The organism is Paludibacterium yongneupense DSM 18731, from assembly GCF_000422925.1.
GTDB classification, from domain to species: Bacteria; Pseudomonadota; Gammaproteobacteria; order Burkholderiales; family Chromobacteriaceae; genus Paludibacterium; species Paludibacterium yongneupense.
This window is the reverse complement of record NZ_AUGZ01000035.1, coordinates 19,422-41,103: the sequence shown is the minus strand read 5'-3', so window position 1 is coordinate 41,103 and position 21,682 is coordinate 19,422. Positions and strand designations below refer to the sequence as shown.

Below are 21,682 nucleotides of genomic sequence, written 5' to 3'. Positions count from 1 at the left end.
TGGTGGGCGTTGACGGAGTCGAACCGCCGACATTCTGCTTGTAAGGCAGACGCTCTACCAACTGAGCTAAACGCCCTGTAATGCCCGCCGTTGTTGGCAGGAGGCGAATTAAAACATACCGTATCAGCTTGCGCAAGAGGGAAGATGACAATTCTTGCTTGATTTTCCGATTTCAAGCGCCTGGGCCGTATTTCTTGAATTTTGTCCGGCTCAGAGGGTGACGGCGGGTTTGCCCCTCATGTATCATTCTTCGATTCTCCCTATCGGATGATGTAAAGAATGAAGCCCACCTTTCTCGATTTTGAGCAACCGATAGCCGAGCTCGAGAACAAGATAGAAGAATTGCGCTTTGTCCAGGACGATTCGGTTCTGGATATATCAGAAGAGATCTCCCGTCTGCAGAAGAAAAGCCAGGAGCTGACCAAAATCCTCTATGGCAAACTGACGCCCTGGCAGATCTCTCAAGTCGCGCGCCATCCGCAACGGCCCTACACCCTCGATTACGTCGGCGCTATCTTTACCGATTTCGAAGAGTTGCACGGCGATAGACATTTTGCGGACGATCAAGCCATCGTCGGCGGCCTTGCGCGATTCAACGGCCAGTCGGTCATGGTCATCGGCCATCAGAAGGGCCGCGACACCAAGGAAAAGATTTTCCGCAATTTCGGCATGCCTCGCCCCGAAGGCTATCGCAAGGCTCTGCGCATGATGCAGCTGGCGGAAAAGTTCGGCATTCCGGTGATGACGTTCGTCGATACGCCTGGAGCCTATCCCGGCATCGACGCCGAAGAGCGCGGTCAGAGCGAGGCAATCGGTCGCAATCTGTATGAAATGTCCAAGTTGCGGGTGCCGGTCATTGCAACCGTGATCGGTGAGGGCGGCTCCGGCGGAGCCCTGGCGATCGCCATCGGCGACTACATCAATATGTTGCAATACTCGACCTATTCGGTGATTTCGCCCGAGGGATGCGCTTCCATTCTGTGGAAGACGGCCGAACGCGCCTCCGATGCGGCCGAGGCGCTCGGCATTACCGCGCATCGGCTCAAGACGCTGGGTCTGGTTGATCGCGTCATCAGCGAGCCCCTGGGCGGCGCTCACCGTGACCACGCCCAGATGATGAGCACGATGAAACGCGCCTTGCAGGAACAACTGAAGGAACTGGGCGGTCGTTCGGTGGATGATTTCCTCAAAGTCCGCTTCGACCGTTTGATGAGTTATGGACGATTCAAGGAACAGGCCGCCTGATCTGCTCGATGACTTCATCGCACATTGGCCGGCCGCATTGTCCGGCCAATGTGCTTTTGAGCTTGGCCTGAGCGGCGGCATCGATTCCATGGTGCTGCTGGACCTGTTGTGGCGCGCGCGAGAGCGGCGCCATTTTTCATTGTCGGCCTGTCATGTACACCATGGTCTGAATCCGTGCGCCGACGCTTGGGCCGCGCATTGCCGCCGCCAGTGCGACGCACTCGGGCTGCCCCTGCGCATCGAGCGGGTCGAGGTCGATGCCGGCCCCGGCCAGAGCCTGGAAGCGGTGGCGCGCGATAAACGCTACGCTGCGCTCGGGGCGACGCAGGCCGACGTGATTGTCCTGGCCCATCACCTTGACGATCAGGCGGAAACGGTTCTGTTGCAGTTGTTGCGCGGCGGCGGGCCGCGCGCGCTGGCGGCGATGCCGGCGATGCGTGCGCTGGGCGACAAGATCCTGTGGCGGCCTTTGCTCTCGGCAACGCGCGCGCAAGTCGAACGCTACGCGGCCTGGCGAGGCCTCGAATGGGTCGACGACGATAGCAATGACGATCTTCGCTGGCGGCGGAACCTGCTCCGGCATGCGCTACTGCCCCGGCTGGAACGCGGCGTGCCCGATTATCGCCAACATTTTCAGCGTACTGCCGCCTTGATGGCCGACGCGGCACAGGTGCTGGACGAAGTGGCGGCATCCGACCTGGCGGCTTGCCTGTGCGACGGCCGCCTCGATTGTGCGATGCTTGCGCAACGTGGCCCGGCCCGGCAGCGGCAGGTGCTGTTGCGCTGGGTGGGTGGGCTGGGCCTGGGCGAACCCGGGCCGCTGTCGCTGGAGGCATTTCGCGAGCAGGTGCTGACGGCCGTTGCTGACCGCAACCCGAGCTTGAAGCTGGCGCACGGTCGGTTGATTCGTTACCGCGGTTACCTGTGGGTGGACAGGGGCTCTCCCTTGCCGCAGGAACAGGTCCTGGCGTGGGGGGATGATGGCCGTGTGACGGGCTGGAACGGCTGCCTGCAGTGGGAAGAGCGAGAGTACGGCCTGCCTCCGGCGCTGCTGGCGGCGGGGTTTGCATTGCGTCCGCGGCGGGGGGGCGAGCGTCTGCGCCAGGGGTTTGGCGGCAAGCCGGTCAAGACCTTGCTGCAGGAGGCCGGCATTCCCCCTCATTTGCGCGCGCGCTGGCCCTTGCTGTATTTGCCCGACGGACGACTGGCGGCCGTGCCCGGCATCGCCGTGGATAGGGAACTGGCCTGCGGCCAGGGGCTCTGGCCGCGATGGGTTCCGGAGGCCGGCGTGCCGGCGTTTCAGTCGGCGGAGACCGACACGGCTTCGGTCACGATCCAGTTGGCGATGTCACCCTTGGACGAGTAGTCGCGGTACTCCGATCTGACCACCCATTTTGCCGCCGGGGCATACCATTCCGTCTTGACCCAGCGGCCGGTGGCGCCCCGGCCGCTGTTGTTGCGCCAGCCGCCTTCGGTCGTGACCTTGATGGCATCGAAACGGCCGGCGGGAGTGGTGATTTTTTCCATCTGCCCGACCTCGACCGAAGCGCGTGTGATATTGGCATCGTCCACCGGGTAGTCGTAGCGTTTTCCCGGTTCAAGCGGCCATTGCCAGTGTTTCCTTACCTGCAGATGGTGCTGGGCGTCGACCGAGACCGGGTTGTAGTCGATGCTGCTCGCACCCTGACGTATCGTGTCCCCTGACCGGATCTCGTAAATCACCAGGCCGTTCCTGATCGATTTCACGGTCAGCGCTTCGCGCGATAATTCCTTGTCCTGCTTGTAGCCATCCAGTGTGCGCAGCACCCAGTTGTCGCCAGGGCGGAAGACGGGTGCGGTCACGGGCTCGGCGCCGCATGCGCCAGACAGGGGCAGGGCGAACAGAAAGAGAAGTGTGCGTTTCATTGCCAGAGTGGGGGGCAAAGGTCGCAGTATACGATACGTATAACGCGTATTTTGTGAATAAAGGCAATGACGGTTATTCGGCGGCCGACGGCGGTTTACATAAAAAACAACGGCGAACCAGGGTCCGCCGTTGCATGTCAGTCACCGTTCAATCAGTTGCGGTTGTTGCCGCCAAAGGCCAGCAGCAGCTGCAGCAGGCTGGTGAACAGATTATAGATGCTGATGTAGATCGACAGGGCCGCCGAAATGTAGCTGGTTTCGCCACCGTCGACGATGACCTTGACCTGCCACAGTATCATCAGCGAGCTGAACAGGGCAAAGGCCGCTGCGATGACCAGATGGAACATCGGCAATTGCAGAAACAGGTTGGCCACGACCGCGACCATCAGGATCACGCAGCCGACGGTGAGGAAGCTGCCGAGCCCGGACAGGTCGCGCCGGGTGGTGGTGGCGATGGACGCCATCGTCAGAAAGACCAGCGCAGTGGCGCCGCCGGCGACCATTATCAGGCTGCCGCCGTTGCTGAAGCGCAGCGCGAGCTGGAGCAGCGGTCCGAGCAGCAGGCCCATCATGAAGGTGAAGCCCAGCATCAGGTAGATGCCGAGCGAGGAATAGCGGTTTTTCTCGATAGCGAACACCAGGCCGTAGAAAACGGCCATGATGGCGAGCATGCCCATGATGGGGCTGGCCCGCAACAGCGTGAAGTTCATATTGGTGCCGACCAGCGCGCCGATGACCGTGGGGATCAGGGACAGGCCGAGCAGGGCATAGGTGTTGCGCAGAACCTTGTGGCGCGAATCGGCCACGGAGGTGGTTCGGTAAGCCGTCTGAAGGTTCGGTTGCATATGTGTTTCTCCTGCGCGTGTAAACGTGCGTGTTGATGATGTTTCATGACTGATGCACGATAGACATATGGCATCAGAAATAGTTTCTTCAAGAGGACGGCGATGGCGTCTTGCCTGCGGTGGCGCCTTCGGGTATCCTTGCGTCACTTCGGAAGCGTGACCGCACAATGGTACGCGTTTGTCGGCGCGCTTGCCAGTCATGGCCGTGCCGACCCGGAGGACGAACGGCGTGCGAGTGTGGCGAAATTGGTAGACGCGATAGATTTAGGTTCTATTGTCGAAAGGCGTGGGGGTTCGAGTCCCTTCACTCGCACCAGCCTGGTTTGGTTCAAATCCTCTCCGTAGTGCAGATATCCCCGGCAAGCCCCGTCCCTGTCGATTATCCGTGTTGAAGCGCGCTTGTGGCGCCTGCCGCCGGTCCCCGTGTTTTGCCGCTGTTTTCGCTACCCGTTGTCCCAAATTTGTCCCCGTTTTGTCCCGGCGATGGCTGCACCCGATAAACGACAAAACGGCTGGCGCGCCCGCGTCCGGCAAAAAGTCATCTCCCGTTGCCACGTTTCGCACTAAGGCCGAGGCCATGGCCTGGAGCGTCGGGATAGAAGCCGCGATAGGGCTCGAGCGAGCGGAATGGTTTGCAGACGGCCCCTGGTGCCGTGGCGGCCTGCGGCTGGGACCGCCGCTCTCCGCGGCGCTGCGCGGGTGGCATGGTGTCATGGAGATTGGGAGTCGGCGTCCCGTCACCGGCTACTGGCGAGGACATCCTTGTGCAGTCCTTCTAGCAGTGCCTGTGTTGGCCGCGAAGCCTTCCCTGCCTCCGAGCAGACCAAGCCGAACTTGCGGTGGATCGCCGGTAGCAGCGGCATCACGCGCAAGCTGCGCTGATCGTCAGGCAGGGTCGATTCGGGCACCAGCGCCACACCCATGCCTTCGCGCACCAGCACGCAGGCGCTGGCCCAATCGCGTACCGTCACTCGCACATCCGACAGGTGCAGGTCCGCTTGCTCCATCAGGCTTTGTCCGTTCACGGCGCAGCCGCCCGTGGCGAGGATGAAGGGCTGCGTGGCCAGTTCTTCCAGGGTGACGCCGCCCGCGCTGGCACGGCGTCCCAGCGGATGGTTGGCGGGCAGCGCGGCGACCCAGGCATCACACCCCAGCACCGCCGCTGCGCGGCCCGGCGCCGGGTTTAGCACCACGCCCAGCTCCACGGTGTCTGTGGCCAGCCAGTCTTCCACTTCCTCGTCCGTTCCTTCCAACGCCACCAGCTCGATGCCCGGATGACGGCGTTGGAAATCGCGCAGCAGGCCGGGCAGCAGTGTCGAAATCACCGACGGAAAGCTCGCCAGGCGGATGCGTGCGCCATTGAGTCCGCTGCTGTCGTCGGCCAGCAGTCGGATCGCGTCCAGCCGCGCCAGCATGACGCGGGCGTGTTCGATGACCTTTTCGCCCAAGGCAGTCACGGCGACATTCCGTCGCTCGCGGACGAACAGCTGGAAGCCCAGCGCGGCTTCCAACTGCGCGATGGCCTGGCTAGCGCCCGACTGGGTGATGCCCACGCGCTCGGCGGCGCGCGAGATGTTGCCAGCATCCGCCACGGCCACCATCAGACGCCAGTGCAGGAGGTTCATCATGGTTGTTAGTAGCCTGTCTAATACATAATTAATTGGATATTAATTTTACAGAATTACTCCCTGCAAGCACAGTGCCATGTAACGCCAGGCAGCATGCCGCGCGACGGGCTTTCAACTTTCCACGGAGTCTTCATGAAACTGTATTACGCCCCTTATACCTGCTCGTTGTCGCCCCACATCGTGCTGCGCGAACTCGGATTGCCGTTCGAGCTGGTAAAGGTGGACAACAAGACCAAGCTGACCGCCGACGGTCGCGACTTCCGCACCGTCAACCCCAAGGGCTATGTCGCCGCGCTGGAGCTGGACGATGGCCAGGTCCTGACCGAAGGCCCGGTCATCGTTCAGTACCTGGCCGACCTCAAGCCGGAAAACGGCCTGGTACCCGCCGCAGGCACTTGGGAGCGGGTGCGCCTACAAGAGTGGCTGAACTTCGTCACCAGCGAAATCCACGCGGGTTCCGCGCCGTTGTTTAATGCCGCGCTGCCCGAGGACGCCAAGGCATTCTTCCGCGAAAAGCTGTTCAAGCGGCTCGACTTCCTGCAAGCCACTCTGGCCCGGCAGGACTACCTGGCGGGCGTGTCTTTCAGTGTGGTCGATGCCTACCTGTTCACCGTGTTGGGCTGGTGCGCGTTCTTCTCCATCGATATTGGCCGCTGACCCGCGCTGCAGGCCTATGTGAAGCGGGTCGGGGCGCGGCCCGCCGTACAGGCGGCCTTGCGGGCAGAAGCCGTGTAATGGCCGCGAGCCGCCAGGAAGCATGCCCGAAATGCGTCAGCACCTGGGAGTTCCGTCACCGATCCTCAGCCGATGAATGCCGCCGTGCTTGCCTCGAGTCGTCGGCTGAGCGCTTTCGCCTGGCGCAGATTCAACTCGCGTCGGCCCGAGATGATTTAGGAGACAACGTCCTGACTACCGATTTCGGGCAGATCCCCCAGACGCAACCCGTGTCCCTGCATCAGGAAACGCAGGCCATCAATACCCGTCGACTCGGGCTGCGGGTGGCGGGTGGTCTCGTATTCCCATAACGGATGCTGATCGTTACCCTGGGGGGCCTCCCTCAATACGTTCAGCAACTCGCACATACGATAATAGTGGCCGGCATTACGAATCGGCCGGATATCGGTCGCTTGGCTAAATGCCTGCCATGCGGGCAGTGACCTGCCTGGGTATTTCCGGACACGGTGGAATAGGAAAACCCGTTGCCCCAGGCTGCGCACAGCGGGGCGGGTGCTTGGGGGAGACAGACGAATTCCGGCTCGTGTTTTTCCTGTATTTGCATGCCGATGATCTAAACTGGAGAGCAGTTTCCCTTGCGTTCCAGCCCGCAAGGGCGCGTCCGCACGGCGTGCGGTGGCACGCCTGCCGCCAGCTTCGCCCGGCCGGTGGTATTCGCTGGTCTTTTTCTATTCCTTCCCGCCTTGTCGCACAAGGAATGGAGGGGCTTGCAACGCTTGTGAGGATAATCTGATGGATAAGTCTAATGAGTCGTTGAGTGTGTACTTCACCACGGGGTTCGAGCCGGCACTGCGCTTCACGCGCATTGCGCTCGATAGCGTGGAGCGTGCGGTGGAGCTGAATCTCGAGTATTTCAAGACGTCGCTGGCGGCCCGGGCCGATGCGGCGGCCGAACTGGCAGGAGCACGCGATCCGCAGCAGGCTGTCGAGCGCTTCAATGCCCATGTGGGGCAGTCGCTGGAGCGTGCACTCGCCCGTTCGCTCGGACTTTACGGTATCGCCGTGCAGGCGCAGCGCGAATGGGCCCGGCTCGTGGAAGAAAACGTGAGCATGTTGGGCAAAGCGGTGCTCGGTCGCATGGAAGCTCTGACGTCCGATGTGCAGGAGGCTCCTGGCGTCGCCGTCAGATCCGCCTCCACGGTTTCAGTGGCGACGGGGGGCGTTGCCGATCTGCCGCAGGGTGTGGAAGTCGTCGCGCCGGTTGCGGATTCCGGCGCCAAGCCCGTCGCGCCGCTAGCGGCGAAGTCCGGCGGCAGAAAGCCACGAGTCGCGCCGCCGCATTGAAAGCCGGCGCCCACGTCTGGCACGGCGTCGCTCCCGGGGTCGCTCATGCCCCGTCTTGCCGCAGGCAAGGCGGGGCATTTTTACAGTTGCAGGGACGAGGGCCGGCTTTATCGGGGCCGACGCATCCGGCGTGAGCTGCGGGGGGGGGGGGGGGGCGCTGTCCGCGACCCTCCGTATTCAATGTATTTTTCGGCGGCGCGGCAAGTGGCTGTCGATATAGCTGCGGGCGGCCGCGAATGCGCCCTCGGTCGCGCTTGCCGCCGACTCCGCGCCACGAACCGCGTTGGGCATGTAGTGCGGGCTGTCGTCGGGCCCTCTGAGGTAAACGAAAGCGGCTCCATTGAAGAGACCGTCTTCCTGCTCTGTGGCTGCACAGCGCACGGCGATGCCCTTGTATTCGAATTTTGACATGCATCCCCCTCTTTCATTGCCAGCGGGTCGCTGCGTGCGTACGACGCTGGGTGGTCGCCTGCTGATAACTATACCTGTGTCCGGATGGCGGGTGTGACGAGGAGCGGGCTATTTTCAGGGCGTGCGATTTGTAAGCTTAGCTTGTGATTGAGGCTGGGAATATTAAGTTGCTAGACTGATATGCATATTTATGTAAATAATGACGTTTGAAATTAAACCGGCTTCCAGGCGCAACCAGGCGCGGGATGTTCCGGTGCAGGGGGCGGGGAGCGGGGGCTCCACTCCGACTGAACAACGAGTTGAGCGGGGTGTTGAATGGGTGAGCGGGTGCGCTTGTGGTTGCTGGCAGTGAGGGATGCCTTCATTATATTACTGCCGGTGACCTTTATCGGCGTCGTGGTCATGGTTTTGCAAGCCCTTCTGTCCCTGTCAGCTCCGCAACGCGTGTCCTTCCTGTCTAATCCAGTCTGGTCCGCATCGTTGAATCTCGAGCTGCTCGTGGCGGCGACGCATGGCATTTTTTCAGTCTGCCTGGTTGCCATCGTGGCGATACGTCTGGATCGCGCATTGGTGGCACGGCATGGCGACGACGATGAAATCCCAGAATGGTATGTCGGGCTGTCCGCGCTGGTCAATTTCATGGTATTCACGCTGGTGCGCGCGCCGCTGTCGGTTGCCAGTCTTGGCTACGACAGCATGCTGTCGGCCATGCTCATCGGGGTGGCTTCCGCCGAGGCGCTGCGGGCGCTGGTGCGCGTGCGCGGCTTGAACCTGGTGCGTGCGCCGTGCGACACCGAGGTGCTGTTTTACGATTCCATCCGCCTGTGCCTGCCGCTGATGTTCTCGGCTGTCACCGCGTTCATGCTGGCTCATCTGCTTTGTGCCGTCGGCTCGCCGGGGCCGCATCTGCTGCGCCCGCTCGCGCAGTGGGCGCAGATGCACCATGCCGGGGTCTGGCTTTGTAGTGTGCTGGCGACACAGGTCAATCAGATTTTCTGGTTTTTTGGCGTGCAGGGCAGTCATGTGCTGAGCGCCTATGGCAGTGATCTGTTTTTGCCATTCGGGGCCGGCTATGACAATACGCTTGCCTACCGCCCGCTATTCAACGGCTTTGTCATGCTTGGCGGCTCCGGTGCGACCCTGGGGCTGCTGCTGGCCATTCTGCTGCTCGTGCGCGCGGGGCCTCAGCGCAGGGTGGGACTGCTCTCGTTGCTGTCCTCCTTGTTCAATATCAATGAAACCCTGCTGTTCGGTTTGCCCCTGGTGTTCCGTCCGGTCTATCTGCTGCCGTTTCTGCTGGTCCCCGCCGTGCTGGCCGGGCTGACCGGGCTGGCGGTCCAGCTTGGCCTCATCGCCTTTACCGGCCGCTATGTGCCCTGGACGACGCCGCCCGTGATCTCCGGTTGGCTACTGACCGGCTCTTGGCGCGGCGCGGCCTGGCAGCTGGCGGAACTCGCCCTCAGTACCGCGATGTACTGGCCCTTTGTGCTGCGGGCCGAAGCCAGGCGGGTGCGGGATCAAGGGCGCGCATTCGCGGCCGCGACGCAGGCGATTCTGTCCGACGAGGCCGGCCGCATGCCTGCCATCAGGTTGCAGGGCCAGGTCGGGATGATCGCGCGTGCGTTGTGGGCCGATTTGCAGGCCGATCTCAAGCGCAATGTGCTGACCCTGGCCTACCAGCCCAAGCACGATGGCGGCGGAAGACTGGTCGGCGTCGAGGCCCTGCTGCGCTGGAATCATGCACATCACGGTCCGGTTTCGCCTCTGCTGGCGATTGTTCTGGCCGAGGATGGCGGCGAAATCCATCGTCTCGGGCGCTGGGTCTTGCGCCAGGCCTGCGCCTGCAAGGCGCGCTGGAATGCACGCGGTTACCGGGCGCTGACGATGGCGGTCAATGTCTCCCCGGCCCAGTTGACCGACCTGGGGCTGGCAGACTTTCTCGAGCGCTGTCTGTACGAGTTCGAGCTGGAACCGCAGGAGATCGAGCTTGAGATCACCGAATCGACGGCGATACCGGATAGCGCCATGGTCGACCAGACCCTGAGAAGCTTGAGCCAGACCGGGGTGCGTTTCGCGATGGATGATTTCGGGATGGGGCATTCATCGCTATTGTATCTGCGCCGTTTTCAAGTGCATGCGATCAAAATCGACGGCTCGCTCACGCGCGAAGTGCTGAGCAACAGCACCAATGCCGACATTATCCGTTCTATCGTTTCGCTGGGTCGTGCGCGCGGCGTGGAGGTGGTGGCCGAATTCGTCGAGACGCAGGAGCAGCGCGAAGCGCTCGCGCAGATGGGCTGCGATCTGTTTCAGGGCTATCTGCACAGCCCGCCGCTGGACGAGGTGCGCTGTCTGAATTATTTTCAGAGCCATCCCCCGATTCGTGGCGGCAGGCGTGAAGCCGCCGTGTCAGTAGCTTTTGCCCAGGGGGGTGGCCTCGTCCCATAGGCGGCGCCATTCCTGGGTGTAATGCGCGGCCAGCGGTTTGACGTTGCGCAGCAGCAGAACGTTTTCGGCATTGGATTTGGCGGCGGCGGCCGTGTAATTGAACGAGCCGGTTTCGAGTGTCGCGCCGTCGATGACCATGAACTTGTGGTGAAAGATCGCGTAATGACCGTTTAGCCGGACCGGGATGCCGCTATTGGCCAGATAGCTGACCGCGCTATAGCTTCGCGAGTTGGATTTTTCGTCTGCCACGACCGCAACCTTGACGCCGCGCCGGCTGGCGTCGAGCAAAGCACTGGCGATAGGCTTGCTGGTGAAAGAGTAGGCCGCGACCAGAATCGATGCGCGCGCGCTGCGCACTTCTTTCAGAATCAGCTCAAGCGACCCTTGTCCGGGCGAAAAGCCGACATCGTAATCGGCGTTGGTCGGCAATGGCGCGCACAGCGCGGGTGCGACAGGGAAGGCGAGAACGGCCAGCAGCAGGGGGGCGGAGAGTTTCATGCGCGGGATTCTAGCAGAGCCGACGCGCGCCTGCTGTCAAAATCCGCACACCGCCGGCAGGGCGGCCATGAAAAAGCCGCCCGCAGGCGGCTTTTTCTCAGTGCGTCTTGCGGCGTCGCCGCAGCAGCAGGCCGGCGAAGCCCAGCCCGAACAGGGCGTAGCTGGCCGGTTCCGGGACCGGCGAGATCGTCGGCAGGGTGCCGGTGAAGGCGACCGAATTCAGTTGTCCGCCCTGCCACTGCGAGCCGGACAGCGAAGCCGCCATCAGCGTGCCGTTCAGTTGGCCGTTGCTGAAAGTGACCGCCGCGTTTGGCGCCAGGATGCTGCCGTAGACGCCGAGGCCGGAGATATTGACCGAGGTCGCGCTATCCAGATTGAACAGCACGTGGCTCGCGCTGACGCCGTTGAGGAAGAAGCCGAAGTTGCCGGGCGCGCCGAAAGTCGCGCTGCTGCCGGTGATATTGATGACCACGGTCGACGACGACGGCGCATTGATGGTAAAGCTGCCGCTGCTCAGCGCCGCCAGTTGCGCGGTGGTCATGGTGAATACGTTCAGACTGCTGTTGGTCCCGGTCAGCACGTAGTTGTTGGTCGTCCACGGTGCGACGCTGACCGTGCCGGTCTGGCTCGCGCCGAAGTTCGCACTGTTGGCGAGATAGGCCGAAGTCTGCTGCAACGTGGCTTCCGCCGCGTTGAAGTCCAGGGTGCCGGCCGCACTCGCACTGTGCGTGGTCGTGCCGACCTGGGTCGGGGCCGAGTTCAAGCTGCCGCCATAGGTAAGGCTGCCATTGATGGTGGTGCCGCCGTAATTGGTCGGAAAGCTCGCGTTGCCGCCGACATAGGCGTTGCCGTTGATCGTGCCGCCGTTCTGGGTCAGCGAGCCGCCGACCACCAGAGCGGTGCCGCTCGCGTTCGAAGTGGCGGCCACGGAGTACGATTGCAGCCAGGCGTTGCCGCCTACGGCCATCGCTCCCTGGGTGTCGCCGCTGTAGGCGACCGAGGACGATCCTAGATTACCGGACAGAAACAGATTGTACGAACCGGCGATGCTGCTGAAGCTGAGAGTGGCGTTGGCCTGTGCCGCGGCAAACAGGCCGGACGCAAGGAGAAGGGCGCTGGGCAGCTTCATCATGGTCGCAAATCCGTGTTGATTTATGTTAAGACTATTGTCTCAGTTGTCATTTGGACTTGGCAATAGTTACCATTGAAAATGATTGTATCTGTTGTTTTAAATACCACTTTCAGGTTTTTCTGCAAATTCAGATAAAAAAAGAGCCTGCACGAAGCAGGCTCTTGTCTACGGCTAACGAGCGTTGTCTTTTTTTTAGAAGCCTTTGCGCAGGCCTACGATGAACACGTTACGAGCACCGGAGACAACAGTGTTGTTGTTGTCGATGGCGCTGGAACCGTCACGGTCGGTCACGGCTTCGAAGTAAACGGTGGTTTGCTTGCTCAGCGCGTAGTGAACGAAGGCGTCAACGAACTTGCCGTTCTTCAGGTTGGCAATCTTGTCGCCGCTGAAGGTTTGCACGCCGCCTTGCAGACCGAGTTGCACGTTGTTGATCGTGTAGTAGGCGTACAGGGCCGACTTGGTTTGCGATTGGCTGTTCCAGCTTTCGCGTTGCAGTTCGACGGCCAGTTGCAGCGCATCGATAGGCTTGTAGGAAGCGGTGAAGTGCAGGTCGGTCAGCGATGCGGTACCGGTTCTGTTGGACCAGCCGAACGGGCTAACCACATTGCTCTTGTTGCCGTAAGCACCCGACACGCCCCATTGGCCGACATCGTAACCGACGTTTACGCTTACGCGTTGCGTGGCGCTGGTGGTGGTGGTCTTGTTTTCATCGGTCGAGTACTGAACCGACGAGTACAGAGCGCCGAAGTTCGGCAGGTCGTAGCGAACCATGTTGTTGTCGGTCACGCCGCCGAAGTAGCCGAGGATCTGGTCCGGGCCGACAACGTAGGTGTTGTCGTACTTGCCGTCTTCGGTGTTGCCGGTGCCTTTGCCGAGGCGGATTTCACCCCAGCTGTCGCTCTTCACGCCGACGAAGGTATCGTCGGAGGCGAAGGTGCCGGCCTTGGCGCCGTGCTGGTCGTCATAACCGTTGCCGGTCGTCGAGAAACGGTTGTTCACCTGGAACACAGCCGACAGACCGTTGCCGAGGTTTTCGGAACCGTTGAAGTTGATTTGCGAACGGCCCCAGACGCCGGTGGCCGAGGAACGCGTGGCGTTGGCGGCGGTGGTGCTGTTGTTGCCCCAAGCGTAGTTGGCGTTGGAGTTCAGGCTTTCGACGCCGGCGCGGACGAAGCCGGAAATGACCACGCCGGAAGTGTCGTCAGCGTAAGCAGCGGAGAAAGCACCAGCGGAAGCGGCGGCCAGGATAGCGAGAGTGATGTGCTTGGTTTTCATTGTTCCGTTCCAATTGTCTCTATGGTTGATCGAACGTGTTGCGGTTGGCCTGTGTATTGAGTGATGCATCAGGTTGACCGCAACCTACTGCCGTACAGCAACTGCCAAAATCGGACTGCCTGAATCGTTTCGGTACCCGCTTGTGCTGGGGGTTTACCGTGATTGATGCAAATCATAATATTCTTTGCTCGCATGGTGCGAATGAATTCTGCGCATGAGTGTTGTTTATCTGCACTGCCCTCCTTTTTTTGCTGCAGGAATACAACAAGATTAGCGCCTCATTGCCAAAATGCAACGCGTTTATACGGTGGGGGTACGGATGGCGTGACGCTTTTAAAAACAGGGTCTTGCGTGCTATGTGCCCAGGCTGCTCCCAGCCCGTTCCGGCGGGGTCGCGGGGCGGGGTGGGTGGGAGGGTGAGTGTGTTGCATAAACGCAACCCTGTGTTGCCGAATTGTTAATTCAGCTCAGTTTGTGTGGCTAAAACCCCCACGCCACTCTGTCTGAAATCGGTCCATACGGCATCGCAGTTGGCTGGATTGACCGTTCTGACACGAATTACTTGCGTAAAACAAAAAAATGTAGTGCGTGTATTACAAAGCATGCTATTCGCGCGCATACATTTAATAATTAAGGCGCGAGCGCGCGGGGCAGGCCAAGCTTCGCCGGGGCGAGTGCGGGGACGCGGGTAGGCGCGTTCCCGCAAGATTACATATTCATTACAAGGCGGGATGCGGCTATGATGCGGGGGCGTTGGTTCCGGCCTCATGGGCCGGGGCGACAGCCATATACAATAATGACGCTGGGAGTCACAAATAATGAGTAAAGGTTTTGCCGGATTGCGTCAGAAACTGACGTTGGCGGTGGCCGGGTTTGTCGTCGTGACCGGTGCCGTGGTGTCGGCGGTGGACTTTGGTTTGTCCGCTGCCGATGTCGATCAAACCGCGCGGCAGGAGATTTCCTCGGTCGGAAAGCTCTACAGCTCGCACCTGAGCACCTGGATCGCCTCCAAGACCCGCGTGCTGGACGCATTTCCCGCCGACGTCGACCCCGCCCAGTTGCCCGGGCGGCTGAAATACGCGCGCGATGCGGCATCGTTCGATAATATTTTCATCGCCTATCCGGATGGCAAACAGGACAACGCCAACGGGGTGCAACTGCCGCCCGACAACAACGACCCGCGCAAGTGGAACTGGTTCAAGCGTGCCTACGCCGAGCCCGATCATGCTTTTGTCGACATGCCGTCGGTGGCGGCCGCGACCGGCCAGGCCGTGTCGTCGATGGCGCGCGCGCTCACGCATGATGGCAAGGTCGTGGCCGTACTCGGCGCCGACATGCAGATAGCGTCGATTCTCAGCGAGCTGCAGTACATCACCGTCATGGGCAATGGCTATATGTTCATCGCCGATCGCAACGGCAGGATTTTTGCGCACTCCGACAAAAAGCTCTTGAATCAGCCCGCCACGCAGCTGGGAGCGGGGCTGACCGGCGAGGCCTTGTCGGGTCTGAGTGCGCGGCATGATTTTGCCACGCTCGATGTAAACGGCGCCTCCAGCATGGTGAGCGCCTATGCGATTGCGCATAGCGATTTCCTGCTCGTCGTGGTCGCCAACCGTTCCGCCCTGTTGCAGCCGCTGTATGCCAAGCTGGCCAAGACGTTGGCGGTGCTCGCGCTGATTTTGCTGATCGTGCTGGTGGCCTGTCGACGCTACATCGTCATGCAGCTGGCCGCCCTGCTCAAAGTGCGCGATGCGATGCGCGAGATTTCGCAGGGCGAGGCCGATCTCACTCGCCGCATCGAGGTCGACACGCACGATGAAGTCGGCGAGACCGCGCACGCATTCAATGATTTCGTTTCCCGTATCGCCGCCTTGTTCCGCGAGCTGCGCGATAATGCCGGGGTGCTGACTAGCGGGGTGGTCGAAGTCAACGGCCTGGTCGAGCGGGTCGCACGCGACTCGAACCGGCTGTCGGATATTTCCAGCGCGAACGCGGCCTCGATCGAGCAAGTGTCGGTCAGTGTGTCGAATATCGCCGCCACCGCCCAGGAAACGGATGCCCTTGCCAAGCGTACCGGCGAGGCGTCGCAGCAGAGCGCGGGCGATGTCCAGGATATCAGCGACAAGATGTCGCATACGAGCCGCTCGGTTTCGGATCTGTCGCAGTTGCTGGAGTCGCTGGAAAAACGCTCGCAGGAAATCACCAAGATCACCAATGTGATCAGCGCTATCGCCAATCAGACCAATTTGCTGGCCCTGAACGCGGCGATCGAGGCGGCGCGCGCAGGCGAGCAAGGGCGCGGCTTCGCGGTGGTGGCGGACGAGGTGCGCAAGCTGGCCGAGCGGACCGGGCAGGCGACAGTGGAAATTTCGCAGATGATCGAGAGCATTCTCGATGAAATCAAGCGCGCGGTCGCGACCATGCAGGGCACCATGGGCATGGTCGAGTCCAGCGTCGGTCTGACGCAGGGCGCGCGCGAACGGCTCGAGGCCATTTCCTTGACGATGAACGACATGATTGCGAAGATCAGCTCCATCGCTTTCGCCACCGGCGAGCAGCAGCAGGCGGCGGTGGCGATGGCGCAGAGCACGGAATCGATCAACAACCAGATCGTGCAGTCCGATTCCGATATGCAGTCCGCGCGCCAGGCCCTGTCGCGCCTCGACGCGGTCGCCGGCCAGATCCAGTCCGCCTTCGACCGCTTCCGCCTGTAGGGGATACGTCCCGTCCTCCGTGCGGGGGCGGACGGGACGGTTTCAGCCGACGCGTTCTTCGAGCACGGCCTCGGCGGCGGCGGACAGTTCGCTCGCGCTGCTCGCCAGCTGCTGGCTGCTCTGGATCACGCGTTGTATCTTTTCGAGCTGTTTCTTCAGGGTGCCGGTGTCGAGGTGGCCCTCGGTGATTGCGCGTATCATGGACGCGTTTTGCGCGGTGATGTCTTCGAGGCGGATGCCGAGCTGATAGCGCAGTCGCAACAGTTCCATGACCGGCCGCGGAATGCGGCGGTCCTGTTCGTAGCGCGAACCGCCGGACTGGGTGACGCCGACGGCGGACCAGAACTCCTGCTGATTCAGGTCCAGGCCCCTGCGCATCGCGCGGGGATCGAATTCGACCTCTTTATTTGGCATTTCGGCTCTCTCCTTAAATATTCTGTTTCAACACTTTACATAGTCAGTTTAGTTTCGACAAAGTTCCCGAATCTGGCAAGTCTGCTCGGCACGATACCCATTCACGCGCCGGCGCGCGGTCGTCACGGCGGGAGGGCATAGTCGATAGTGCGGTTGCCGACGGGAAAGTTCGCTGATTCTAAGCTGGGGTGTGCTAGGAGAAATCCGAAATGCATAGCTGAAAAGCAGCAGGCCCTACGCAACGCGTATTGCCTTTGCCGGCGGGCGAGCCGGCCAGCGCTTTACTCGGCCAGCGGCGCGATGCCGCCGGCCGCATCGTACACCGCGACCAGAAAGCCATGGCGCCGATAGTTGGCGGCAATCTGGCGGCGCCGGGCCGGCGCCGCGGCCAGTTCGTCCGGCAATACGATGCCGAACGGGTGGCCGTCGAGATCGAGGCGTTGCAGAATGTCGCGGAAAGTCCGGCCGTGCTCGCCATGGACTTCGTCTATCAGCGCGCTGGAGACGCCGAGGTAGAGCGGCTGGTAGCGGGTCGGCTGCTGCAGGAAGTTCAGCAGGTGGATGGAACGGATAAAGCGGTCGAGCACCGCCGCCGACTGACTGGTCGGACTGAGGCGGTAGAGCGTGGCGGGCTCGATCGGTGTGCCCAGCGCGGTGAGCCCGACGAGCGAGGCCAGCGCCTGGCCGTCGCCTAGCTCGTCGAAACGGCTGAACAGGCGGATTTTCATATACTCGCCGTAAAATGCTCCCTCGGCGGACTGGTAAATCGGGAAGCCGCTGAAATACTGGCTCTGGACGCGGCTGGTGAAAAAGTCCAGTAGATCGGTCACGGGGGGCCTCCCGGTTGCAAGCTGGTAAATTTACGGCCGCAGAAACGAATCGGCAGATCCTGCCGCGCGGCTTCGTGTCTGACCCGCTGGCACAAGGTATGGTTGACGTAACCCAGTATGATGACAACCAGATCGATGTGGCGGGGGAAAGGCCTGCGGCACTCGCCCGGCTTTCGGCCTTTCCAGTGATCCAGCTCATTATACCCCTGTGCGATAAGCTGGCGGCGAACCGGTTCTATCGTGTCGCCTCCGACAATCAGTGCCCGCATGCTCTGCTCCCCGTGTGACGAATCCCGTGTGGCGCGGCTTATTTGCGTCCTTGCGTGATCTGGTCGAATACGCCGCCGTCGTTGAAGTGTCGCGTCTGCGCCTTGCGCCAGTCGCCAAAGACCTGGGCCAGGGTGAACAATTTCACTTTCGGAAATTGCGAAGCGTAGCGCGCCGCGATTTTCGGATCGGTCGGACGGTAGAAATTCTCGGCGGCTATGGTCTGGCCTTCCGCCGTGTACAAGAAGCGCAGGTAGGCTTCGGCCACCTTGCGCGTGCCGCGGCGGTCGACGACTTTGTCGACGACGGCGACCGGCGGTTCGGCCAGTATGCTTTCCGAGGGGGTGACGATTTCTATCTGGCCGGCCCCGAGCTCTTTCTGCGACAGCAGCGCTTCGTTTTCCCAGGCGATCAGTACGTCGCCGAGGCCGCGCTGAGCGAAGGTGATGGTGGCGCCGCGGGCGCCGGAATCGAGAACCGGGACGTGCTGATAGAGTTTGGTGACGAAGTCGCGGGCGCGGGCATCGTTGCCGCCCGCTTGATGCAAGGCATAGCCCCATGCGGCGAGGTAGTTCCAGCGCGCGCCGCCGGAGGTTTTAGGGTTGGGGGTGATCACTTGCACGCCCGGTTTGATCAGGTCTTTCCAGTCGTGTATGCCTTTGGGGTTGCCCTTGCGCACGAGAAACACGATGGTCGAGGTGTAGGGCGAGCTGTTGTGCGGCAAGCGTGCCTGCCAGTTGTGCGCAAGCAGGCCCTTGTCGGCCAGGGCGTCGATGTCGTAGCCGAGCGCCAGCGTCGCCACGTCGGCGTCGATGCCGTCGATGATGGAACGCGCCTGCTTGCCGGACCCGCCATGCGACTGGCGGATCTGCAGGGTGTCGCCGCTTTGTTTCTGCCAGGCGGCGGCGAAGGATTTGTCTATCGCCTGATAAAACTCGCGCGTCGGGTCGTACGAGACGTTGAGCAGGTCGATCTGCGCAGCCTGAACCTGGGTCAATGCGCCGGCAAGGGCGAGGGCGCTCAGCCAGCGCTTGGGGGGGAAGCTCATCCGGGACTCCTTGTGCAGAATTTGAAACGATGCACAGAGTCTACCGTTAATTCAAAATGCCTAGAAATTATGAATTTCTATTTTTAAATAACAATTAGAGATAAGCGGGTGCGGCGGCGCTTGCCGCTCACTGCGGGGCCGAAGCCGGGCGCGAACGGCGCGGCGTGCGATGCACGGGGGCGGGGGCCGGAGCGTGGCTGCCTTTGCCCTTGGTGATGGTGTGATGGATATGAATCGGCGGCGCGGCATCGTCGTCGTCTGCCGGTGCCGTGAAATGCGCGCCGCTGCTGGCGGGGGGATTGCGGGCCGGTAGTACCATCGCATAGGCCAAGCCGAAGCTTGCAGCCAGGATGGCGGCAATAATTTTATTCATCGGTTTGGTTCCAGAGCAAAATAGGTCTGCGCGAACTACGCATCCTTTGTTTCCGCGCCGCCGCAGCGGCGGACCGCTAGGGTATGGAACATTATTATCGCCGCCTCCACGCCGGGGCGTCTGTGATGCGTTTGTATGGTTTTGTAATCAATTGTACATATCCCCGACCGCACGCCGAACCTGTACCGCGGGCGTTGCGGCGTAGCATACTAGCCCCCGTTACCGATTTCATCGCAAAGGCTCATCATGCTTGACTTCGCTTTTTACAATCCGACCCGTATCTTTCTCGGCCGGGGCAAGATCGCCTTGCTCGGGCAAAAAATCCCTGCCGATGCGCGCGTTCTGGTGCTGTACGGCGGTGGCAGCGCCGAGCGCAATGGGGTTCTGGACGAGGTAAGGGCGGCGCTGGGCGAACGCCGCGTCGGCGAATTCGGCGGTATCGAACCCAACCCGGTGTATGAGACCTTGCTGCAGGCGGTGGAGCGGGTGCGCGAGCACGGCGCCGATTTTTTGCTGGCGGTCGGTGGAGGGTCCATCATCGACGGATGCAAATTCGTCGCCGTGGCGGCGCGGTATGCGGGCGATCCGTGGGAGATCCTGTCCGGACGCGGGCAGACGATACGGTCCGCCCTGCCGTTCGCCACCGTTCTGACCTTGCCGGCGACCGGTTCCGAGATGAATAGCGGGGCGGTCGTCACCCGCCGTTCCATGCAGGCCAAGCTGTCGTTCAAGAGTGAATGGGTGTTTCCCCAGTTCTCCATTCTCGATCCCGAAAAAACGTTTTCCCTGCCGCCGCGCCAGGTGGCTAACGGTATTGTCGATACCTTCGTTCATGTCCTCGAGCAGTATCTGACTTACCCGGTCGGCGCCACGGTGCAGGACCGACTGGCCGAAGCGTTGTTGCTGACCCTGGTCGAGGCCGGGCCGCGGGCGCTGGCAGAGCCTGCGGACTACGATGTACGCGCCAATTTGATGTGGTGCGCATCGCTGGCGCTCAACGGACTGCTCGCCTGCGGTGTGCCGCGCGACTGGGCCACGCACATGCTCGGTCACGAATTGACGGCGCTGCACGGCATAGACCATGCGCGAACGTTGGCAGTGGTTCTGCCGGCGATGCTGCGCGTGAGGCGGGAAGAAAAGCGCGCCAAGCTCTTGCAGTACGGTGCGCGGATATGGGGCTGCACCGAAGGCGATGAAGACCGCCGTATCGAAGAGGCCATCGCGCGCACCGAAGCGTTCTTCACCGCGTTGGGACTGCCGACGCGGCTGGGGGCCTACCGCATCGGTGCCGAGCATATCGATGCCTTGATCGGGCAATTGACGGCGCACGAGATGGTGGCCTTGGGCGAGCACGGGACGGTGACGCCGGAAATGAGCCGGCAGGTCTTTCTGTCGGCCCTGTAACGGGTAATTCGGCTTTGGTTTGCATGCCGTTGTCTTGGCGGCGGTCCCCATTCTTGCTAGAGCGCCCGATATGGGTCATACACAAGATATAGGGCTCGCTATCGAAGACTCGCCCCTAAAAGAAAATATGTATATTCCACCTGTGCCGGAAAACGAAGGCTTGCGTCAGGCCGCCATGGATGCGATCAATTTACTGCACTCTCCGGCAGAGGAGCGCTTCGATCGCATAACCCGTCTGGCGGCGCGCGCGCTCGGCGTGCCGATTGCGCTGGTCAGCCTGGTCGGCGAATCCTGTCAATGGTTCAAGTCCCGTGTCGGTCTGCTTGCCGACCAGACGCCGCGCGCGATTTCCTTCTGTGGTCACGCGGTCGCCGCCGGTCGGCCGCTGCTTGTGCCCGATGCGCGGCTCGATCCGCGTTTTCACGACAACCCGCTGGTGCTGGGGCCGCCGTATATCCGTTTCTACGCCGGGGTGCCGCTATCGATGGCAGCGGGCTTGTCTGCCGGAACCTTGTGCGTGATCGATACCGTGCCGCGCGAGTTTTCCGACTCCGAACTGGCCATGCTGATCGACCTGGCGGCGATGGCGGAGCATGAGATGCAATATGAGCCGACCCTGTCCGCGCAGCAGATTCTGTTGTCGCAGCGCGATCAGAGTCAGCGCCGCGCTCTGCTCGACCCGCTGACCGGGGCGTGGAATCGCAGTGGATTCGAGGCTTTGCTGCAGGCCGAAGCCGCATTTTCGCGCCAGCAGCAGAAAGACTTCGCCTTGCTGCTGCTGGAAGTGGAGGCGTTTCCGAGCGAGATCGCACAAGAGTGCGAGCGGGTGCTGGTTGCCGTCGCCGCCAGTTTGCGGCGCGCGCTGCGCCCCAGCGATGCCGTTTCGCGTCTGGGCGAGGCAACGTTCGGATTGATGCTCTCGCCGTGCGATGCCGCGACGCTCGCTCAAGCACGCCGCAACGTGGTGCTGGCGGCGCGTGGGGCGGCACGCACGGCCAGGGCGCTTGCGGTCAGCGTCGGCGGTGCGCTGGTCCAGGGGCCGCACTGGGACGTGGCCGCCGCCCTGGTGACGATAGATCATCACCTGCGTGTCGCGCGCTTCGACGGGCTGGCCCAACAGCGCGCATCGGAGCGTTGAGCCGCGACGCTATCAAGACCGGGCGGGCCGTCTTCTGTCTCCGGCTCCGGCCGTCCCCGTGCGCACGCCGCTGCCGTGTGCGGCAAGC

20 protein-coding genes and 2 tRNA genes are annotated in these 21,682 nt (G+C 61.8%); 9 read left to right on the top strand and 13 right to left on the bottom strand.

Features of this window, described 5'->3' with window-relative positions; genetic code table 11:
- Positions 1–76, bottom strand: a tRNA-Val gene (locus G520_RS0112520).
- Positions 77–279: 203 nt separating this feature from the next.
- On the opposite strand from G520_RS0112520, the gene G520_RS0112515 reads away from it, so the two are divergent.
- Positions 280–1,245: an acetyl-CoA carboxylase carboxyltransferase subunit alpha gene (locus tag G520_RS0112515; protein WP_028535963.1), complete on the top strand. Its 966-nt coding sequence runs from the start codon at positions 280–282 to the stop codon at positions 1,243–1,245.
- Positions 1,217–2,611 (top strand): tRNA lysidine(34) synthetase TilS, encoded by a 1,395-nt coding sequence (tilS, locus tag G520_RS22710; protein WP_084637617.1) that lies wholly within the window; start codon positions 1,217–1,219, stop codon positions 2,609–2,611. Before G520_RS0112515 ends, tilS begins: the two co-directional genes overlap by 29 nt.
- Here tilS and G520_RS0112505 read toward each other — a convergent pair.
- Together G520_RS0112505 and G520_RS0112500 are read right to left on the bottom strand one after the other, a co-directional pair.
- The gene (locus G520_RS0112505) at positions 2,545–3,150 is read right to left on the bottom strand and encodes a hypothetical protein (RefSeq protein WP_028535962.1); all 606 of its coding nucleotides are present in this window, start codon (positions 3,148–3,150) and stop codon (positions 2,545–2,547) included. The two genes, tilS and G520_RS0112505, sit on opposite strands and share 67 nt — an antisense overlap.
- Positions 3,151–3,302: 152 nt before the next feature.
- A complete protein-coding gene (locus tag G520_RS0112500; RefSeq protein WP_028535961.1) occupies positions 3,303–3,995 on the bottom strand; it encodes a Bax inhibitor-1 family protein in 693 nt (230 codons plus the stop codon).
- A 231-nt stretch (positions 3,996–4,226) separates the two neighbouring features.
- On the opposite strand from G520_RS0112500, the gene G520_RS0112495 reads away from it, so the two are divergent.
- Positions 4,227–4,311, top strand: a tRNA-Leu gene (locus tag G520_RS0112495).
- A 421-nt stretch (positions 4,312–4,732) separates the two neighbouring features.
- On the opposite strand, the gene G520_RS0112490 is transcribed toward G520_RS0112495, so the two are convergent.
- Positions 4,733–5,623, bottom strand: coding sequence for a LysR family transcriptional regulator (locus G520_RS0112490; RefSeq protein WP_028535960.1), 891 nt, complete (start codon positions 5,621–5,623; stop codon positions 4,733–4,735).
- A gap of 132 nt (positions 5,624–5,755) precedes the next feature.
- On the opposite strand from G520_RS0112490, the gene gstA reads away from it, so the two are divergent.
- A complete protein-coding gene (gstA, locus tag G520_RS22705) occupies positions 5,756–6,280 on the top strand; it encodes a glutathione transferase GstA (protein WP_246542652.1) in 525 nt (174 codons plus the stop codon).
- Positions 6,281–7,090: 810 nt separating this feature from the next.
- The gene (locus G520_RS24025) at positions 7,091–7,642 is read left to right on the top strand and encodes a phasin family protein (protein ID WP_084637615.1); all 552 of its coding nucleotides are present in this window, start codon (positions 7,091–7,093) and stop codon (positions 7,640–7,642) included.
- 177 nt (positions 7,643–7,819) lie between these two features.
- On the opposite strand, the gene G520_RS0112470 is transcribed toward G520_RS24025, so the two are convergent.
- A complete protein-coding gene (locus tag G520_RS0112470; protein WP_028535959.1) occupies positions 7,820–8,053 on the bottom strand; it encodes a hypothetical protein in 234 nt (77 codons plus the stop codon).
- A gap of 315 nt (positions 8,054–8,368) precedes the next feature.
- Between G520_RS0112470 and G520_RS22690 the strand changes: the two genes are divergently transcribed.
- Positions 8,369–10,501: an EAL domain-containing protein gene (locus G520_RS22690; RefSeq protein ID WP_051229369.1), complete on the top strand. Its 2,133-nt coding sequence runs from the start codon at positions 8,369–8,371 to the stop codon at positions 10,499–10,501.
- Here G520_RS22690 and G520_RS0112460 read toward each other — a convergent pair.
- The 3 genes from G520_RS0112460 to G520_RS24020 all read right to left on the bottom strand — a co-directional run bounded on the left by G520_RS0112460 (position 10,463) and on the right by G520_RS24020 (position 13,406).
- Positions 10,463–10,999, bottom strand: coding sequence for a phospholipase D family nuclease (locus G520_RS0112460; protein WP_028535958.1), 537 nt, complete (start codon positions 10,997–10,999; stop codon positions 10,463–10,465). The genes G520_RS22690 and G520_RS0112460 overlap by 39 nt on opposite strands.
- 97 nt (positions 11,000–11,096) lie before the next feature.
- A complete protein-coding gene (locus tag G520_RS0112455; protein ID WP_028535957.1) occupies positions 11,097–12,131 on the bottom strand; it encodes a collagen-binding domain-containing protein in 1,035 nt (344 codons plus the stop codon).
- Positions 12,132–12,323: 192 nt separating this feature from the next.
- Positions 12,324–13,406 carry a porin gene (locus G520_RS24020; RefSeq protein ID WP_028535956.1) on the bottom strand — a complete coding sequence of 361 codons (1,083 nt, stop codon included), beginning with the start codon at positions 13,404–13,406 and terminating at the stop codon, positions 12,324–12,326.
- An 818-nt stretch (positions 13,407–14,224) separates the two neighbouring features.
- Here G520_RS24020 and G520_RS0112445 point away from each other — a divergent pair.
- Complete coding sequence (locus G520_RS0112445) at positions 14,225–16,120, top strand: methyl-accepting chemotaxis protein (protein WP_028535955.1); 1,896 nt, start codon at positions 14,225–14,227, stop codon at positions 16,118–16,120.
- Positions 16,121–16,162: 42 nt separating this feature from the next.
- Here G520_RS0112445 and G520_RS25375 read toward each other — a convergent pair whose 3' ends face one another.
- The 5 genes from G520_RS25375 to G520_RS0112420 all read right to left on the bottom strand — a co-directional run bounded on the left by G520_RS25375 (position 16,163) and on the right by G520_RS0112420 (position 19,052).
- The gene (locus G520_RS25375) at positions 16,163–16,534 is read right to left on the bottom strand and encodes a helix-turn-helix domain-containing protein (protein WP_211222824.1); all 372 of its coding nucleotides are present in this window, start codon (positions 16,532–16,534) and stop codon (positions 16,163–16,165) included.
- A gap of 281 nt (positions 16,535–16,815) precedes the next feature.
- On the bottom strand, positions 16,816–17,364 hold the full coding sequence (locus G520_RS0112435) for a hypothetical protein (protein WP_028535954.1): 549 nt from the start codon (positions 17,362–17,364) through the stop codon (positions 16,816–16,818).
- Entirely contained in the window at positions 17,361–17,633 is a 273-nt protein-coding gene (locus G520_RS24475) for a DUF2325 domain-containing protein (protein ID WP_084637613.1), read from the bottom strand. Before G520_RS24475 ends, G520_RS0112435 begins: the two co-directional genes overlap by 4 nt.
- 38 nt (positions 17,634–17,671) lie before the next feature.
- Complete coding sequence (locus tag G520_RS0112425; RefSeq protein ID WP_028535952.1) at positions 17,672–18,679, bottom strand: sulfate ABC transporter substrate-binding protein; 1,008 nt, start codon at positions 18,677–18,679, stop codon at positions 17,672–17,674.
- Positions 18,680–18,806: 127 nt separating this feature from the next.
- Positions 18,807–19,052: a hypothetical protein gene (locus tag G520_RS0112420; protein ID WP_028535951.1), complete on the bottom strand. Its 246-nt coding sequence runs from the start codon at positions 19,050–19,052 to the stop codon at positions 18,807–18,809.
- Between the two features lie 246 nt (positions 19,053–19,298).
- On the opposite strand from G520_RS0112420, the gene G520_RS0112415 reads away from it, so the two are divergent.
- Positions 19,299–20,456 carry an iron-containing alcohol dehydrogenase gene (locus G520_RS0112415; protein WP_028535950.1) on the top strand — a complete coding sequence of 386 codons (1,158 nt, stop codon included), beginning with the start codon at positions 19,299–19,301 and terminating at the stop codon, positions 20,454–20,456.
- Between the two features lie 127 nt (positions 20,457–20,583).
- Positions 20,584–21,594 carry a GAF domain-containing protein gene (locus tag G520_RS22675; protein ID WP_051229368.1) on the top strand — a complete coding sequence of 337 codons (1,011 nt, stop codon included), beginning with the start codon at positions 20,584–20,586 and terminating at the stop codon, positions 21,592–21,594.
- Positions 21,595–21,682: the final 88 nt, after the last annotated feature.